This is a genomic window from Pseudomonas schmalbachii (assembly GCF_017589465.1).
In the GTDB taxonomy this organism is placed as follows: domain Bacteria; phylum Pseudomonadota; class Gammaproteobacteria; order Pseudomonadales; family Pseudomonadaceae; genus Pseudomonas; species Pseudomonas schmalbachii.
In genome coordinates this window covers 425621-441332 of sequence record NZ_JAELYA010000005.1, presented here as the reverse complement: position 1 = coordinate 441332, position 15712 = coordinate 425621, and the positions used below count along the sequence as shown (strand labels likewise).

16 protein-coding genes are annotated in these 15712 nt (G+C 62.5%); 1 reads left to right on the top strand and 15 read right to left on the bottom strand.

Features of this window, described 5'->3' with window-relative positions; genetic code table 11:
* Nucleotides 1–115: 115 nt before the first annotated feature.
* The 15 genes from rnhB to rpsB form a co-directional block, all read right to left on the bottom strand.
* Entirely contained in the window at nt 116–727 is a 612-nt protein-coding gene (gene rnhB, locus JFY56_RS15540; protein ID WP_208314736.1) for a ribonuclease HII, read from the bottom strand.
* A complete protein-coding gene (lpxB, locus tag JFY56_RS15535) occupies nt 727–1860 on the bottom strand; it encodes a lipid-A-disaccharide synthase (RefSeq protein WP_208314735.1) in 1134 nt (377 codons plus the stop codon). Before lpxB ends, rnhB begins: the two co-directional genes overlap by 1 nt.
* Before the next feature lie 2 nt (nt 1861–1862).
* Nucleotides 1863–2639, bottom strand: coding sequence for an acyl-ACP--UDP-N-acetylglucosamine O-acyltransferase (lpxA, locus tag JFY56_RS15530; protein WP_208314734.1), 777 nt, complete (start codon nt 2637–2639; stop codon nt 1863–1865).
* The gene (gene fabZ / locus JFY56_RS15525) at nt 2636–3076 is read right to left on the bottom strand and encodes a 3-hydroxyacyl-ACP dehydratase FabZ (protein ID WP_208314733.1); all 441 of its coding nucleotides are present in this window, start codon (nt 3074–3076) and stop codon (nt 2636–2638) included. Before fabZ ends, lpxA begins: the two co-directional genes overlap by 4 nt.
* 48 nt (nt 3077–3124) lie before the next feature.
* On the bottom strand, nt 3125–4186 hold the full coding sequence (lpxD, locus tag JFY56_RS15520; RefSeq protein WP_208314732.1) for a UDP-3-O-(3-hydroxymyristoyl)glucosamine N-acyltransferase: 1062 nt from the start codon (nt 4184–4186) through the stop codon (nt 3125–3127).
* A complete protein-coding gene (locus JFY56_RS15515) occupies nt 4186–4689 on the bottom strand; it encodes an OmpH family outer membrane protein (RefSeq protein WP_208314731.1) in 504 nt (167 codons plus the stop codon). Before JFY56_RS15515 ends, lpxD begins: the two co-directional genes overlap by 1 nt.
* Before the next feature lie 54 nt (nt 4690–4743).
* On the bottom strand, nt 4744–7134 hold the full coding sequence (gene bamA / locus JFY56_RS15510; RefSeq protein WP_208314730.1) for an outer membrane protein assembly factor BamA: 2391 nt from the start codon (nt 7132–7134) through the stop codon (nt 4744–4746).
* A 74-nt stretch (nt 7135–7208) separates the two neighbouring features.
* Nucleotides 7209–8561, bottom strand: coding sequence for an RIP metalloprotease RseP (gene rseP, locus JFY56_RS15505; RefSeq protein WP_208314729.1), 1353 nt, complete (start codon nt 8559–8561; stop codon nt 7209–7211).
* Nucleotides 8562–8576: 15 nt separating this feature from the next.
* On the bottom strand, nt 8577–9767 hold the full coding sequence (ispC, locus tag JFY56_RS15500; RefSeq protein WP_208314728.1) for a 1-deoxy-D-xylulose-5-phosphate reductoisomerase: 1191 nt from the start codon (nt 9765–9767) through the stop codon (nt 8577–8579).
* Nucleotides 9764–10579: a phosphatidate cytidylyltransferase gene (locus tag JFY56_RS15495; protein ID WP_208314727.1), complete on the bottom strand. Its 816-nt coding sequence runs from the start codon at nt 10577–10579 to the stop codon at nt 9764–9766. Before JFY56_RS15495 ends, ispC begins: the two co-directional genes overlap by 4 nt.
* Nucleotides 10573–11334 (bottom strand): polyprenyl diphosphate synthase, encoded by a 762-nt coding sequence (gene uppS / locus JFY56_RS15490; protein WP_208314726.1) that lies wholly within the window; start codon nt 11332–11334, stop codon nt 10573–10575. Before uppS ends, JFY56_RS15495 begins: the two co-directional genes overlap by 7 nt.
* A 16-nt stretch (nt 11335–11350) precedes the next feature.
* Entirely contained in the window at nt 11351–11908 is a 558-nt protein-coding gene (frr, locus tag JFY56_RS15485; protein WP_208314725.1) for a ribosome recycling factor, read from the bottom strand.
* Between the two features lies 1 nt (nt 11909).
* Nucleotides 11910–12647, bottom strand: a complete 738-nt coding sequence (gene pyrH, locus JFY56_RS15480; RefSeq protein ID WP_208314724.1) for a UMP kinase — start codon at nt 12645–12647, stop codon at nt 11910–11912.
* A 206-nt stretch (nt 12648–12853) separates the two neighbouring features.
* Nucleotides 12854–13723, bottom strand: coding sequence for a translation elongation factor Ts (tsf, locus tag JFY56_RS15475; protein ID WP_208314723.1), 870 nt, complete (start codon nt 13721–13723; stop codon nt 12854–12856).
* A 123-nt stretch (nt 13724–13846) separates the two neighbouring features.
* Nucleotides 13847–14587, bottom strand: a complete 741-nt coding sequence (rpsB, locus tag JFY56_RS15470; RefSeq protein WP_208314722.1) for a 30S ribosomal protein S2 — start codon at nt 14585–14587, stop codon at nt 13847–13849.
* Between the two features lie 266 nt (nt 14588–14853).
* Here rpsB and map point away from each other — a divergent pair, with 266 nt between their 5' ends.
* The gene (gene map / locus JFY56_RS15465) at nt 14854–15636 is read left to right on the top strand and encodes a type I methionyl aminopeptidase (RefSeq protein WP_208314721.1); all 783 of its coding nucleotides are present in this window, start codon (nt 14854–14856) and stop codon (nt 15634–15636) included.
* The last annotated feature ends 76 nt before the right edge of the window (nt 15637–15712 follow it).

Sequence of the window (15712 nt, the reverse complement as noted above, 5' to 3'; positions counted from 1 at the left end):
CTGGAGTGTAGCCAGCGGAAAGGGCGCGACTCTGAAGCACGCGGGAGCTGCGCGCCTCAGGCCAGGCGACTGGAAGTTATGCCAGGGCGACCATGCGGACGCTGTGTGCGCTGGTTCAGAAAAACCCGCCGGGAGACTCCAGCAGTTCGCGCACCGGGGCGAAGGAGCGCCGGTGAATCGGAGTCGGCCCCAGGCGCTTCAAGGCTTCCAGGTGGACCGGCGTCGGATAGCCCTTGTGCCCGGCGATACCGTAGCCGGGATAGAGCAGTTCCATTTCCGCCATTTCCCGGTCGCGGCTGACCTTGGCCAGGATCGACGCAGCGGCGATCGCCGGCACCTGGCTGTCGCCCTTGACCACCGGTGCGCTGGGCACCTTCAGTTTCGGGCAGCGATTGCCGTCGATCAGGGCCAGGCGCGGAGTGACGGACAATCCTTCGACAGCCCTCTGCATCGCCAGCATGGTGGCGTGCAGGATATTCAGGCGATCGATCTCCTCGACCTCGGCGCGGGCGATGCACCAGGCCAGGGCCTTTTCGCGAATCTCCTCGAACAGCGCCTCACGGCGCGCCTCGGAAAGCTTCTTGGAGTCGTTCAGCCCCCGGATCGGCCGCGCCGGGTCGAGGATCACCGCCGCGGTGACCACCGGTCCGCACAACGGGCCGCGGCCGACTTCGTCGACTCCGGCCACCAGTTCTTCGACCAGGGTGAAATCCAGGCCCATCTGCATCAGCGCTGCTCCAGTAGATCGAGGACAGCATCCGCCGCCTGCTCCGAGGCGTTCTGGCGCAGAGTCCGGTGAATGGCATCGAAGGAATCGGTCTGCACCCGGCCATCGTCCAGCACCGGCAACAGCGTCTGCGCCAGAGCTTCAGGGGTCGCCGCGTCCTGGATCAGCTCCGGCACCAGCGCACGTCCCGCCAGCAGGTTGGGCAGGGAGAAGTACGGACTTTTCACCAGGCGGCTGAGAATGCGATAGGTCAGCGGCGCCAACTTGTAGGCAACCACCATCGGCCGCTTGTAGAGCAGCGCTTCGAGGGTCGCGGTGCCGGAAGCGATCAGTACCGCATCGCAGGCAGCGAGAGCCTCGTGGGAAGCGCCATCGAGCAATTGCAGCGGCAATTCGCGCCCTGCAAGCATCTGCTCGACCTGCGTACGCCGCTCGGGACTGGCGCAGGGCAGGACGAACCGCAGCTGCGGACGCTGTCGCAGCAGATGCTCTGCGCTGTCGAGGAACAGCGCGCCCAGCTTGCCCACTTCCCCGCCGCGGCTGCCCGGCATCAGGGCGACCACCGGGGCATCCAGCGGCAGGCCCAGCTGGTGGCGCGCGGCAGGCCGATCAGCCTCCAGCGGGATGGTATTGGCCAGCGGATGGCCGACGAAACGCACCGGTACGGCGTGCTCTTCGTAGAAGCGTGCTTCGAAGGGGAACAGGGTCAGCATCAGGTCGCAGGCATCGCGAATCTTCAGCACACGTTTCTGCCGCCAGGCCCAGACCGATGGACTGACGTAATGCACGGTACGGATGCCGGCGCGGCGCAGCTTCAGCTCGACGCCGAGGTTGAAGTCCGGCGCATCGATACCGATGAATACATCGGGACGCGCGTCGATCAGAGTACGGATCAGTTCCTTGCGCCGGCGCAGCAACTCCGGCAGACGGCCGAGAACCTCGACCAGTCCCATCACCGCCAGGCGTTCCATGGGGAAATAGGAGTCGAGCCCTTCCGCCTGCATCCGCGGGCCGCCAACACCGATGAAGCGGATATCGGGATGCCGCGCCTTGAGCGCCTGCATCAGGCCGGCACCGAGGATGTCCCCGGACGCCTCGCCGGCGACCAGGGCAATGCAGAGCGGTGCGACCATGATCAGCGGGTGATGCCGCGGGTGGCGCTCTGGATGGAATCGCGGAATACCGCGACCTCAGGGAACTGGGCGGAGACTTCGGCAAGCTCGGCCAGCGCCTCTTCGACGGTCAGGCCCTGGCGGTAGACCACCTTGTAAGCCCGGCGCAGCGCCTGGATGGCTTCCGCGCTGAAACCGCGACGGCGCAGCCCCTCGAAGTTCATGCTGCGTGCTTCGGCCGGGTTGCCGAAGACGGTGACATAGGCTGGAACGTCCTTGCCGATCGCGCTGCCCATGCCGGAGAAGCTGTGCGCGCCGATCCGGCAGAACTGATGGACCAGCGTATAGCCGGAGAGGATCGCCCAGTCATCCACATGCACATGGCCAGCCAACGCGGTGTTGTTGACCAGGATGCAGTGGTTGCCGATCACGCTGTCGTGACCGATATGCACATAGGCCATCAGCAGATTGTGGTCGCCGATGGTGGTTTCGGAACGATCCTGTACGGTCCCGCGGTGAATGGTCACCCCTTCGCGGATCACGTTGTGATCGCCGATGACCAGCCGGGTCGGCTCGCCCTTGTACTTCAGGTCGGGAGTGTCCTCGCCGACGCTGGAGAACTGGAAAATGCGGTTGTGCTTGCCGATCCTGGTCGGGCCCTTGAGCACTACGTGCGGGCCGATTACCGTACCTTCGCCGATCTCCACATCCGGCCCGACGATGGACCAGGGGCCCACTTCTACGTCGTCAGCCAGCGTTGCACGCGGGTCGATGATGGCGCGAGGATCGATCAAACTCATAGCTTGCGTTCCGCACAGATGATTTCAGCCGAGCATACTGGCTTGTCATCGACGGTGGCACGGCAATCGAACTTCCAGATGCCACGTTTGACGCTGACGAACTGGGCATGCAGGTTCAGTTGGTCGCCCGGCAGAACCGGCTGGCGGAAGCGCAGGTTATCGGAGCCGACGAAATAGTAGAGGGTACCGTCGGCCGGCTTCACGTCGAGCATCTTGAAGCCGAGGATGCCGGCAGCCTGCGCCATCGCTTCGATGATCAGCACGCCCGGCATGATCGGGTGCTGCGGGAAATGGCCATTGAAGAACGGCTCATTGATGCTGACATTCTTGTAGGCGCGAATGCGCTTGCCCTCGATATCCAGCTCCACCACCCGATCCACCAGCAGGAAAGGGTAGCGATGAGGCAGGTATTCGCGAATCTCGTTGATGTCCATCATGTTCAGGGGAGCCTGTTCAGAAAAAGGAAACGCCAAAAAATGCGTCAATTACGCATCTGATGGAGTGTCTGCGTCCGGGGTCACGGCAGCCAGACGTTTTTCCAGCTGTTGCAGACGACGAGCCATGTCATCCAGCTGGCGAATACGTGCAGCGCTCTTCTTCCATTCGGCCGCCGGCTGCATGGCCGTTCCGGAGGAATAGGCACCCGGTTCGGTGATCGAACGGGTAACCATGGTCATTCCAGTGACGAAGACGTTGTCGCAGATTTCGATGTGCCCGACCAGCCCGACACCGCCGGCCAGCATGCAGTGCTTGCCGATCTTGGCGCTGCCGGAGATGCCGCAGCATCCGGCCATGGCCGTATGGTCGCCGATCTGCACGTTGTGCGCGATCATGATCTGGTTGTCGAGCTTGACGCCGTCACCGATCAGGGTGTCCGACAGCGCGCCGCGGTCGATGGTGGTGTTGGCGCCGATCTCGACATCGTCGCCGATGGTGACGCCACCGATCTGCGCGATCTTCTGCCAGACACCCTTCTCGTTGGCGAAACCGAAACCTTCGCCGCCGATCACGGCACCGGACTGGATCGTCACCCGTTTGCCGATGCGCACGTCGTGATACAGCGTGACCCGCGGAGCCAGCCAGCCGCCATCGCCGATGATGCTGCGCGCGCCGACGAAGCAATGCGCGCCGAGCGTCACACCGGCACCAACGCGGGCTCCCGCTTCGACCACCGCGTAGGGGCCGATACTGGCGCTGGGGTCGATACTGGCGCTTCCATCCACTACCGCAGTCGGATGGATACCGGCCGGAGCCCCGGGCTTGGGATCGAACTGGTGCGACAGGCTGGCATAAGCCAGATAGGGGTTGGCCACCACCAGCGCATTGCCGGCATAGCCTTCGGCATCCGCGGCCGTCAGCAATACCGCGCCCGCACGGCTGTCCGCGAGGAATTTGCGGTATTGCGGGTTGGCCAGGAAGCTCAACTGGTCCGGTCCAGCGTCCTGCAGAGTGGCCAGGCCACGAATCACCAGGGACGAGTCGCCGCGCAGCTCGGCATTGAGCTGCGCGGCCAGATCGGCCAGGGCAAAGGATGCTGCAGTCATCATCAGCGCAACTGATTCATGCGCTCGATGACTTGGCGGGTGATGTCGTACTGCGGCTTCACATCGACCACTGCACCGCGTTCGAGCACCAGGTCGAAACCACCCTTCTTGATGGTTTCCTCTACGGCCTGGTCAAGCTTCGGCTTCAGCTTCTTCAGCATCTCGCGGTCCGCAGCAGCCTTGGACTCGTTCAGCTCCTTGGACTGGAACTGGAAGTCGCGTGCCTTCTGCTTGAAGTCCAGCTCGGCCTTTTCGCGCTCGGCCTGGGACATCTTGCTGCCGCCGCTGACCAGCTTGTCCTGCAGGGCCTTGGCGTCACGTTCCAGGGTTTTCAGCTTGTTCAGTTGCGGGCCGAACTTCTTCTCGGCGTCGACTGCATATTGCTTGGCGGCATCCGACTCGAGAAGCGCCATCTGATAGTTGAGCACGGCGATTTTCACGTCGGCGAAAGCCGGGCCCGCCATCAGGGCGGCGGTGATCAGAACGAACTGGGTCAACTTGCGCACGATGTACTCCTGCAGAAACTGGGTTGTATTTACAACGAAACGGTCAACTAACAATCAGAAAGTCTGGCCCAGGGAGAACTGGAATATCTGGGTTTCGGCATTGTCCGGCTTCTTGATCGGCGCACCCAGGCTGAAACTCAGCGGGCCGAGGGCGGTGATCCAGGTCAGGCCGACACCGACGGAACTGGCCAGCTCGCTCATCTTCACGCCATCGCAACCCTGCGTGGTGGAAAGCGGGCACTCGGAATCGAATACGTTACCCACATCCCAGAACAGCACGGTACGCAACTGGCTCTGGTCCTTGACGAACGGCATCGGGAACAGCAGTTCCGCACCACCGGTGATCAGGATGTTACCACCGAAGGGTTGCGGGTCCTGGTCCGGATCGGTGAAGCGGCCCTGGGCGTCCGGACCTTCCGGGAAGCTCGGGTCGAGCGGCTGGGTCACCCTGCTCGGCGTACTGCGCGGACCGAGGGAGCTGTCCTTGAAACCGCGTACCGAGTTCACACCGCCGGCGAAGTAGTTCTCATAGAACGGCAGGCGCTCGGTGGAACCGTAGCCGTCGCCATAACCCAGCTCGGTGTGGAAGCGCAGGGTGTAGCTGTCCGACAGCGGAGCGAAGAGCTGGCCACGGTAGTCGAGCTTGTAGAAGGCCAGGTCGCTGCCCGGAATGGTGGATTCCAGCACCAGGCTCTGCGAATGACCACGGTTGGCCAGCACACCCTTGTTCAGGGTCGATTCGGACCAGCCGACGGATGCCTTGAAGTTGGTGAAACTGTTGCCTTCCTTCTCGATGAAATCGAAGATCTCATCGACGGTGTAGGAGCCGGTATCGATCTCGTCGCGCTGCGCGGTCAGGCCGTAGGTCAGGCGGGAGGTTTCGCTGATCGGGTAACCGATGCTGACGCCCGCGCCCAGGCTGTTCACCGAGTAGCTGGAAACATCGACGTCGAGCTTGTCGTAGTCGGTGTCGCGATAGAAGACGTTGTAGCCGAGGCTCACGCCGTCGACGGTCCAGTAGGGGTCGACGAAGCCGAAGTTGTAGCGGCTCTGGTAGTCGCTTCGGGTCAGGCCGATGCTGACCTTGTTACCGGTGCCCAGGAAGTTGTTCTGGCTGATCGAACCACCGAGGATCAGGCCCGCGCTCTGGGCGAAGCCGACGCTGGCAGTGATCGAGCCGGACGGCTGCTCTTCCACGCTGTAGTTCACGTCCACCTGGTCATCGGTGCCGGGAACTGCAGGAGTCTCGACGTTGACCGTCTTGAAGTAACCGAGACGCTCCAGGCGACGCTTGGACTGGTCGATCAGATAGGTCGAGGCCCAGCCACCTTCCATCTGGCGCATCTCGCGACGCAGCACTTCGTCCTCGGTCTTGGTGTTGCCGCGGAAGTTGATGCGGTTGACGTAGGCGCGCTTGCCCGGATCGACCACGTAGGTCACGGTCACGGTCTTGTCGTCGTCATGCGCTTCCGGCACACCGTTGACGTTGGCGAAGGTGTAACCCTCGTTACCCAGGCGGCGGGTGATCAGGTCGGAAGTGGTGGTCATCACCTTGCGCGAGAACACCTGCCCTTTCTTCACCAGCAGGAGTTTCTGGACTTCCTCTTCCGGCACCTTCAGGTCGCCGCTGAGCTTGACGTCACGAATGGTGTACTTCTCGCCTTCGTTGACGTTGACGGTGATATAGACGTGCTTCTTGTCCGGGGTGATGGAAACCTGGGTCGAGGCGATATCCATGTTGATATAGCCACGGTCCAGGTAGTACGAGCGCAGGCGCTCCAGGTCGCCGGACAGTTTCTCGCGGGAATACTTGTCGTCGTTCTTGAAGAAGGACAGCCAGTTGGTGGTCTTCAGCTCGAACAGATCGGTGAGATCTTCTTCGGAGAAGACCGTGTTGCCGACCACGTTGACGTGGGCGATGGCCGCCACCGTACCCTCGTTGATGTTGATCTTCAGGGCGACGCGGTTGCGCGGCTGCGGGATCACTTCGGTTTCGATCGTGGCCGAATAACGCCCCTGGGCAACATACTGGCGCTGCAGCTCGTTGCGCACGCCTTCGAGGGTGGCGCGCTGGAAGATCTCGCCTTCAGCCAGGCCCGACTGCTTGAGGCCCTTCATCAGGTCGTCCTTGGTGATCGCCTTGTTGCCTTCGAGCTCGATGCTGGAGATCGACGGACGCTCGACCACGTTGACGACGAGGACATTGCCGTCGCGCCCCAACTGGATGTCCTGGAAGAAGCCGGTCTTGAACAGGGAACGGGTCGCGTCGACCAGCCGACGGTCGTCAACCTGGTCGCCCACGTTCAAGGGAAGGGCGGCGAATACGCTACCAGCGGAAACACGCTGCAGGCCATTGACCCGGATATCGGAGACTGTGAAGGACTCGGCGTGAACCTGGGCGATCATCATCGCGGAAATGGCCGCGGGTAGCAGATAGCGTTTCATGGAGTCCTTTTAATTCCATTTGGCAAATAAAGAATCTGCCGCATAAGGCGGCAGATCCGAAACTCAACGGAGACCTACAGTCGGCTCAAATCGTTGACCAGGGCCAGCAACATGACCCCTATGACCAGACTGATACCGATCTGCATCCCCCAGGCCTGGATACGCTCCGAAAGTGGACGGCCACGTGCCCATTCGACCATGTAAAACAGCAGGTGTCCCCCATCAAGGACCGGGATCGGCAGCAGGTTGAGCACCCCCAAACTAATGCTCAGGTAGGCGAGGAAATGCAGGAACTCCCCCACGCCGGACTGGGCCGAAGCGCCCGCCACTTTAGCAATGGTTATCGGCCCACTCAAGTTTTTTACCGAGAGCTGGCCAAGCACCATTTTCTTTAGAGAATCGAGAGTTAGCAGACTCATCGACCAAGTACGCTGAAGTGCCTGGCCTATCGCGGCGACCGGACCGTAGCTCACTTCACGAAGCATTTCCGCCGGCCACTCGCCCCCGGCGACACCGGCGCCGAGATAGCCCGTACGCTCCTTGCCCTCCCCTTTCACGGCGAGAGTCAGAATGATCTGGCGCTCATTTCCGTCACGTCGCACTCCCAGCGCCAGTTTTTCCGCAGGACGTGCCCGGACCTTATCGACCACCTGCTGCCAGTCGTCCACAGGCTGGCCATCCACGCTCACCAGCAGATCGCCGACAGCCAGACCGGCAGCCTTGGCCGGCCCCTTGTCATCCAGTTGGGAGATCACCGGCGGTACAGCCGGACGCCAGGGCTGGATCCCCAGCCCACCTATGGGATCGGGATTGTCGGCATTCTTCAGCCAGGAACTGATCTGCAGACGGTGTACAACCGGGAGGGTGGAACCGGACTCGACCACGCCGACGCTGATCTCGCCGCTCTCGCCAAGGCGGCGAACCAGTTGCAGGTTGACCCCGCCCCAACCGTCGACCGCCTCGCCGTCAACCGACACCAGTTCCTGGCCGGCAGCGAGACCTGCCACTGCGGCGGGGCTTTCCGGCACCACGGAGCCGATCACCGGCCGGATCTGCTGGCTGCCGAGCATCGCCAGAATCCAGAAGAACAGGATGGCAAGCAGGAAGTTGGCGATCGGGCCGGCCGAGACGATGGCGATGCGCTGGCGCACGCTCTTGCGGTTGAAGGCCTGATCGAGCAGTTGCGGCGATACGTCGCCCTCCCGCTCGTCGAGCATCTTCACGTAACCGCCCAGAGGGATGGCAGCCACGACGAATTCGGTGCCGTGCTTGTCATACCAGCGCAGCAGGGGTGTGCCGAAGCCCACGGAGAAGCGCAGCACTTTCACGCCGCAACGGCGCGCCACCCAGAAGTGGCCGAACTCGTGGAAGGTGACCAGGACGCCAAGGGCAACCAGCAGCCCGACGACCATATATAGCGCACTCATCGCTTTCTCCAGGAATCAACGCCCGTGCCGGCGCAACCACTCCAGTGCGGAGGTTCGCGCCCGCTGGTCGGCAGCCAGCACGGCATCGAGAGTTTCGACCGCAGTGGCGGACTCACGGTTCAGTACATCCTCGATGATAACCGCGATCTCGGTGAAGCGAATCCGCCGTTCGAGAAACGCCGCGACAGCCACTTCGTTGGCCGCATTGAGCATGGCCGGAACGCTGCCACCCGCTTCGGCCGCCGCACGAGCCAGACGCAGACAGGGGAAACGCTGTTCGTCGGGCGCCTGGAAGTCGAGACGGGCGACACTGAACAGATCGAGCGCGGAAACGCCCGAATCGATTCGCTCCGGCCAGGACAGTGCATGAGCGATAGGCGTACGCATGTCGGGATTGCCGAGCTGCGCCAGGACCGAACCATCCACATAGTCGACCAGCGAATGGATCACGCTCTGCGGATGGATCACCACCTCGATCTGCGCCGGACGCGCATCGAACAACCAGCAGGCCTCGATCAGCTCGAGCCCCTTGTTCATCATGCTGGCGGAATCCACCGAAATCTTCCGCCCCATCGACCAGTTGGGATGAGCACAGGCCTGCTCGGGGGAAACCTGCTCCAGTTGCTCCAGCGGCGTCTGGCGGAACGGGCCGCCGGAAGCGGTCAGCAGGATGCGACGCACCCCTACTGCAGCCAGACCACGGGAATAGTCCGTCGGCAGGCACTGGAAGATCGCATTGTGTTCGCTGTCGATGGGCAACAGCACCGCCCCGCTCGCCTTGACGGCATGCATGAACAGGGCGCCGGACATGACCAGCGCCTCCTTGTTCGCCAGCAGCACGCGCTTGCCGGCCTCGACCGCCGCCAACGTAGGCTTGAGTCCGGCCGCGCCGACAATGGCAGCCATCACCACATCCACATCGGGATGTCCGGCCACCTCGCAAAGCCCCTGCTCACCCACCAGCACACGGGTATCCAGGCCGGCACCGATCAGGCCGCCCTGCAGATGACGCGCCTGCCCGGCATCCGGAACCACGGCGAAACGCGGCCGATGCTGCAGGCACAGGGCCTCGAGCTCGGCCAGACGCGAATAACCGCTCAGGGCGAATACCCGGTAACGCTCCGGATGACGGGCAATCACGTCCAGGGTGCTGAGTCCGATCGAACCGGTCGCCCCCAGCACACAGATTCGCTGCACGCTACTCACGGCGCCCCCCAGCCAGCGGCCCAGAGCAACACAGTAAACACCGGAATGGCCGCCGTCAGGCTGTCGATACGATCCAGCACGCCACCATGGCCGGGCAGCAGGCTGCTGCTGTCCTTGAGGCCAGCCTGGCGCTTGAACATGCTTTCAGTCAGATCGCCGACCACCGAAAGCGCCACCACCAGAGCCGCACCGATCAGCGCAAGGACCAGTTCACGGGCGCTCCAGTCACGGTACAAACCGACACCGAAGGTGATCAGCAGGCTGAGCGCAAGACCGCCGTAGAAGCCTTCCCAGCTCTTGCCCGGACTGACCCTGGGGGCCAGCTTGCGCTTGCCGAAGGCCTTTCCGGAGAAATAGGCGCCTATGTCGGCGGCCCAGACCAGCACCATGACCGCGATGATCAGGCCATTGGCCAGCGGCCACTGCTTGAGCAGAACCAGCCCCTGCCAGGCCGGCAGCAGGATCAGCAGGCCGATCAGCAGGCGCCGCCAGCGGCCGCCCCAGAAGTAGCTGCTGTCCGGATAGGTCAGCACCATCACCGTCGCCAGCAGCCACCAGAGCAACGCAACCAGCAGGATGGCGCCGGCCAGTTGCGGCAACAGGGAGCAGACCAGCATCAGCACGGCCACCAGTGCGGCGTAGGCCCAACGCTCGCCCTGCCGGCCATAGCCGGCCAGACGCGCCCACTCCCACGCCCCCAGCGTTACCACCAGACCGATGAACAACGAAAACGCTGCGCCATCCAGCAGGAAGAAACCAGCCAGCGCGACAGGCAACAGTACCAGCGCGGTCAGGACCCGTTGTTTCAGCATGTCGAACGCGCCTCGGCCTCGACCTGTTCGCTGGTCTTGCCGAAGCGACGTTGGCGTGAGGCGTAGTCGGCCAGAGCTTCGCGCATTGCAGCACGCTTGAAGTCGGGCCAGTAGAGATCGGAGAAATACAACTCGGAGTAAGCCAACTGCCAGAGCAGGAAGTTGCTGATGCGGTGCTCGCCACCGGTGCGAATGCACAGATCGGGCATCGGCATATCGCCAGTGACCAGACAGCTCTGCAGGCGCTCCGGAGTGATTTCCTCCGGCGTCAGACGACCAGCCTGCACCTCGCGCGCCAGTTGCTGGGCGGCCTGGGTGATGTCCCATTGACCGCCATAGTTCGCCGCCACCTGGAGAAGGAAGCGGGTACCGCCTGCGGTGAGACTTTCGGCCTCGACCATCGCAGCCTGCAGATCCGGATGGAAGCGGCTGCGATCGCCGATGATGCGCAGGCGAATACCGTTTTCGCTGAGTTTGCGCACCTCACGGCGCAACGCCATGAGGAACAGCTCCATCAGCGCGCCGACTTCGTCGGCAGGGCGCTGCCAGTTTTCGCTGGAAAACGCGAAAATCGTCAGCACCTCGACGCCAGCCTCGACACAGGTCTTGATCACCGCGCGAACGGCGCTGACCCCGGCCTTGTGCCCGGCAACGCCCGGCATCAGGCGCTTCTTCGCCCAGCGGTTGTTGCCGTCCATGATGATCGCTACGTGCCGCGGCACAGCTACAGGCATCGCTTGCTTGGTTTTATCCATGGGGAAAGCCCGGCCGTCAGACGGCCATCAGATCCGCTTCCTTGGCTTCCAGAGCCTTTTCGATCTCGGCAACGAACTTGTCGGTCAGCTTCTGGATCTCGTCGCCGGCACGACGCTCGTCGTCCTCGCTGATTTCCTTTTCCTTCTGCAGATCCTTCAGTTGCGCCAGCGCATCGCGACGGATGTTGCGCACGGATACACGAGCCTGCTCGGCTTCGGCGCGGGCCTGCTTGGTGAAGCCCTTGCGGGTTTCCTCGGTCAGGGCCGGCATCGGCACGCGAATGGTGGTGCCCGCGGTTGCCGGGTTCAGACCCAGGTCGGAGGTCATGATGGCCTTTTCCACAGCCTGGATCATGCTCTTGTCGAACACGCTCAGGGCCAGGGTACGGGAGTCCTCGACGGTCACGTTGGCCACCTGGCGCAGCGGGGTATCGGCGCCGTAGTAGGAAACCATCACGCTATCCAGGATGCTCGGGTGAGCACGGCCGGTACGAATCTTGGCGAAAGCATGCCCCAGCGCTTCCAGGGTCTTGCCCATGCGTTCCTGGGCTTCCTTCTTGATCTCGTTGATCATCTCAATCCTCCTCGATCAGGGTGCCTTCGGCACCACCAACAACAATATTCAGCAGCGCACCCGGCTTGTTCATGTTGAACACCCGCAGCGGCATCTTCTGGTCGCGGCACAGGCAGATGGCCGTCAGGTCCATCACGCCCAGCTTGCGATCCAGCACTTCGTCATAGGTAAGGCGGTCGAACTTCTCTGCGTTCGGGTCCTTGAAAGGATCGGCAGTGTACACGCCATCCACCTTGGTCGCCTTGAGAACCACATCGGCGTCGATCTCGATCGCCCGCAGGCAGGCAGCCGAATCGGTGGTGAAGAACGGGTTGCCGGTTCCGGCGGAGAAGATGACCACTTCGCCACTGGACAGGTGGCGCATCGCCTTGCGCCGGTCGTAGTGGTCGGTGACGCCGACCATGGTAATTGCAGACATCACGATTGCGGTGATGTTCGAGCGATCCAGCGCATCGCGCATGGCCAGGGCGTTCATCACGGTCGCGAGCATACCCATGTGGTCGCCCGTTACCCGGTCCATGCCGGCAGCGGACAGCGCCGAACCGCGGAACAGGTTGCCACCACCGATGACCAGGCCGACCTGGACGCCGATACCGACCAGTTGGCCGATCTCCAGCGCCATCCGATCCAGCACCTTGGGATCGATGCCGAACTCTTCCGACCCCATCAGGGCTTCGCCGCTCAATTTTAGAAGAATGCGTTTATAGCGAGGTTGACGAGCGCCCAACTGCTGAGCCATGACCTTTTTCTCCTGCGGCGATTTTGAATGCTTGGCGCCAACTCCGGCGCCGATCTTGGAAGCATGGACCAGCCATGCTTGCGGCGCCGGGGACCCGCCGTGCGGGCCCGCGCCGTGGAAGCCGCCCCATTTGGCTTCCCCAGTTTGACGAAGAGGCCGCGCGCGTGAGCGGGCAGCCTCTTGCGGGGCGACAGTCGGAGACTGTCTTACTGCTTGGAAGCGGCTACTTGAGCAGCAACTTCTGCAGCGAAGTCAGCTTCGGCTTTCTCGATGCCTTCGCCCACTTCGAAGCGGATGAAGGAAACGATCTCAGCGCCGGCTTTCTTGGCCAGGTCACCGACCTTGACTTCCGGATCCTTGACGAATGCCTGCTCGACCAGGCTGGCTTCGGCGAGGAACTTGGAGATACGGCCCTTGACCATGTTCTCGACGATGTTTTCCGGCTTGCCGGCGATCTTGTCGGCGTTCAGCTGCAGGAAGATTTCCTTTTCCTTGGCGATCAGCTCGTCGGAAACATCGGCCGGGCTCAGGACAGCCGGGTTGCTGGCGGCGACGTGCATGGCGATGTCACGGGCCAGCTCGGTGCTGCCACCCTTGAGGGTCACCAGAACGCCGATGCGGTGGCCGTGCAGGTAGGCGCCAACCACGTCGCCTTCGGCGCGAGCCAGACGACGGATGTTGACGTTTTCGCCGCACTTGGCGACCAGGGCCTCACGAGCGGACTCCTGCTCGGCGATCAGCGGAGCAGCGTCGGTCAGGTTCTGGGCGACGGCTTTTTCCAGGCTGTCGGCAACGAAAGCCTTGAAGTCGTCCTGCAGAGCCAGGAAGTCGGTCTGCGAGTTGACTTCGATGATGGTGGCAACCTTGTTGTCGGCAGCCACTTTGACGGCGATGGCGCCTTCAGCGGCAATGTTGCCGGCTTTCTTGGCGGCCTTGATGGCGCCGGAAGCGCGCATGTCGTCGATAGCCTTCTCGATGTCACCACCGGCGGCTACCAGCGCCTTCTTGCACTCCATCATGCCCTGGCCGGTGCGCTCGCGCAGTTCTTTGACCAGTGCTGCAGTAATCTCTGCCATTTCGCAATCCTCTTGAGTTGCTCTCAAAACCAGATCGCCCGGCTGACCGGGCGGAATCAAGGGTGGCAAAAAGGGGGCCTAGCCCCCTTCCTGCGCACCGTCGGACGTCTGGACGTCCCGGAATCAGCCTTCGGCGGATTCGGCCGGCGCTTCTTCGACGAACTCGTCAGCACCGCCTTGAGCGTTCTGACGACCACGCAGAACGGCTTCTGCCATCGAGCCGAGGTACAGCTGAACGGCGCGAATGGCGTCGTCGTTACCCGGGATGACGTAGTCGACGCCTTCCGGGCTGCTGTTGGTATCGACGATGCCGATGACCGGGATGCCCAGCTTGTTGGCTTCGGTGATGGCGATGCGCTCGTGGTCGACGTCGATCACGAACAGAGCGTCCGGCAGGCCGCCCATGTCCTTGATACCACCCAGGCTGCGATCCAGTTTTTCCAGATCACGGGTGCGCATCAGGGCTTCTTTCTTGGTCAGCTTGGCGAAGGTGCCGTCCTGGGACTGGGTTTCCAGCTCGCGCAGGCGCTTGATCGACTGACGGATGGTCTTGTAGTTGGTGAGCATGCCGCCCAGCCAACGGTGATCGACGTACGGCATGCCGCAACGAGCAGCTTCTTCGCGAACGATCTTGCCGGCGGAACGCTTGGTGCCGACGAACAGGATCTTGTTCTTGCCCTGGGCCAGGCGCTCAACGAAGGTCAGGGCCTCGTTGAACATCGGCAGGGTTTTTTCCAGGTTGATGATGTGAATCTTGTTACGCGCGCCAAAAATGAACTTGCCCATTTTCGGGTTCCAGTAACGGGTCTGGTGGCCGAAGTGCACACCGGCCTTCAGCATATCGCGCATGTTGACTTGGGACATGGTAGTTCCTCGATAAGTCGGGTTGGGCCTCCACGCATCCCAATGACCAACCCTCTGATCTTGTCAGAAGGCACCCAGGCCACCGTGTCGATGCATGTGTGGGTTTACGCCTCGAAAGGGCACTGCCTTCGAAGCGGGGCGCTTTATACCACAGAAAGCCGCCTCAGGCTACAAGCGGCAGAGCGCAAGCCGCACTCCTGCGACTTATGGCTTGCCGTCCGAAGCTGTTAAGATGATGGCTTTTCCGCCTGCGTCCGAGAGCTCCCATGACCGTCACCATCAAGACGCCTGAAGATATCGAGAAAATGCGCATCGCCGGCCGCCTGGCCGCCGAAGTGCTGGAAATGATCGGCGAACACGTCAAACCCGGCGTCACCACCGACGAACTGGACCGCATCTGCCACGACTACATCGTCGACGTGCAGAAGGCCATTCCCGCGCCGCTGAACTACAAGGGTTTCCCGAAGTCGATCTGCACCTCGATCAACCACGTCGTCTGCCACGGCATCCCCAACGACAAGCCGTTGAAGGATGGCGACATCATCAATATCGACGTCACGGTGATCAAGGACGGCTACCACGGTGACACCAGCAAGATGTTCCTGGTCGGCAAGGCGCCGGAATGGGCCGACCGCCTCTGCCAGATCACCCAGGAGTGCATGTACAAGGGCATTTCCCTGGTACGCCCGGGCGCGCGCCTCGGCGATATCGGCGAAGTGATCCAGAAACATGCGGAAAAGAACGGTTTCTCCGTCGTTCGCGAATATTGCGGGCACGGCATCGGCAAGGTCTTCCACGAGGAACCGCAGGTGCTGCACTACGGCCGCGCCGGCACCGGCATGGAACTGAAGGAAGGCATGACCTTCACCATCGAGCCGATGATCAACCAGGGCCGCCCGGAAACCCGCCTGCTGGGCGATGGCTGGACCGCCATCACCAAGGACCGCAAGCTGTCCGCGCAGTGGGAACACACCGTTCTGGTCACCGCCGACGGCTACGAGATCCTCACCCTGCGCAACGACGAGAGCTTCCCGCGCACCCCGGCCTGACCGGGGCGCACACCGCTCGTTTGCAATCTCGCCGAAGGCTGGGTAGAACGTAGAAAGCCCGGCCCGGCGCTGCGCC

What these genes read in the sequence shown, in the direction of transcription:
- frr (WP_208314725.1), bottom strand. Translation starts at nt 11,908, where the DNA reads ATGATCAACGAGATCAAGAAGGAAGCCCAGGAACGCATGGGCAAGACC.
- rpsB (WP_208314722.1), bottom strand. Translation starts at nt 14,587, where the DNA reads ATGTCCCAAGTCAACATGCGCGATATGCTGAAGGCCGGTGTGCACTTC.
- lpxD (WP_208314732.1), bottom strand. Translation starts at nt 4,186, where the DNA reads ATGATGACTGCAGCATCCTTTGCCCTGGCCGATCTGGCCGCGCAGCTC.
- rseP (WP_208314729.1), bottom strand. Translation starts at nt 8,561, where the DNA reads ATGAGTGCGCTATATATGGTCGTCGGGCTGCTGGTTGCCCTTGGCGTC.
- JFY56_RS15495 (WP_208314727.1), bottom strand. Translation starts at nt 10,579, where the DNA reads ATGCTGAAACAACGGGTCCTGACCGCGCTGGTACTGTTGCCTGTCGCG.
- bamA (WP_208314730.1), bottom strand. Translation starts at nt 7,134, where the DNA reads ATGAAACGCTATCTGCTACCCGCGGCCATTTCCGCGATGATGATCGCC.
- uppS (WP_208314726.1), bottom strand. Translation starts at nt 11,334, where the DNA reads ATGGATAAAACCAAGCAAGCGATGCCTGTAGCTGTGCCGCGGCACGTA.
- fabZ (WP_208314733.1), bottom strand. Translation starts at nt 3,076, where the DNA reads ATGATGGACATCAACGAGATTCGCGAATACCTGCCTCATCGCTACCCT.
- pyrH (WP_208314724.1), bottom strand. Translation starts at nt 12,647, where the DNA reads ATGGCTCAGCAGTTGGGCGCTCGTCAACCTCGCTATAAACGCATTCTT.
- lpxB (WP_208314735.1), bottom strand. Translation starts at nt 1,860, where the DNA reads ATGGTCGCACCGCTCTGCATTGCCCTGGTCGCCGGCGAGGCGTCCGGG.
- map (WP_208314721.1), top strand. Translation starts at nt 14,854, where the DNA reads ATGACCGTCACCATCAAGACGCCTGAAGATATCGAGAAAATGCGCATC.
- tsf (WP_208314723.1), bottom strand. Translation starts at nt 13,723, where the DNA reads ATGGCAGAGATTACTGCAGCACTGGTCAAAGAACTGCGCGAGCGCACC.
- lpxA (WP_208314734.1), bottom strand. Translation starts at nt 2,639, where the DNA reads ATGAGTTTGATCGATCCTCGCGCCATCATCGACCCGCGTGCAACGCTG.
- rnhB (WP_208314736.1), bottom strand. Translation starts at nt 727, where the DNA reads ATGCAGATGGGCCTGGATTTCACCCTGGTCGAAGAACTGGTGGCCGGA.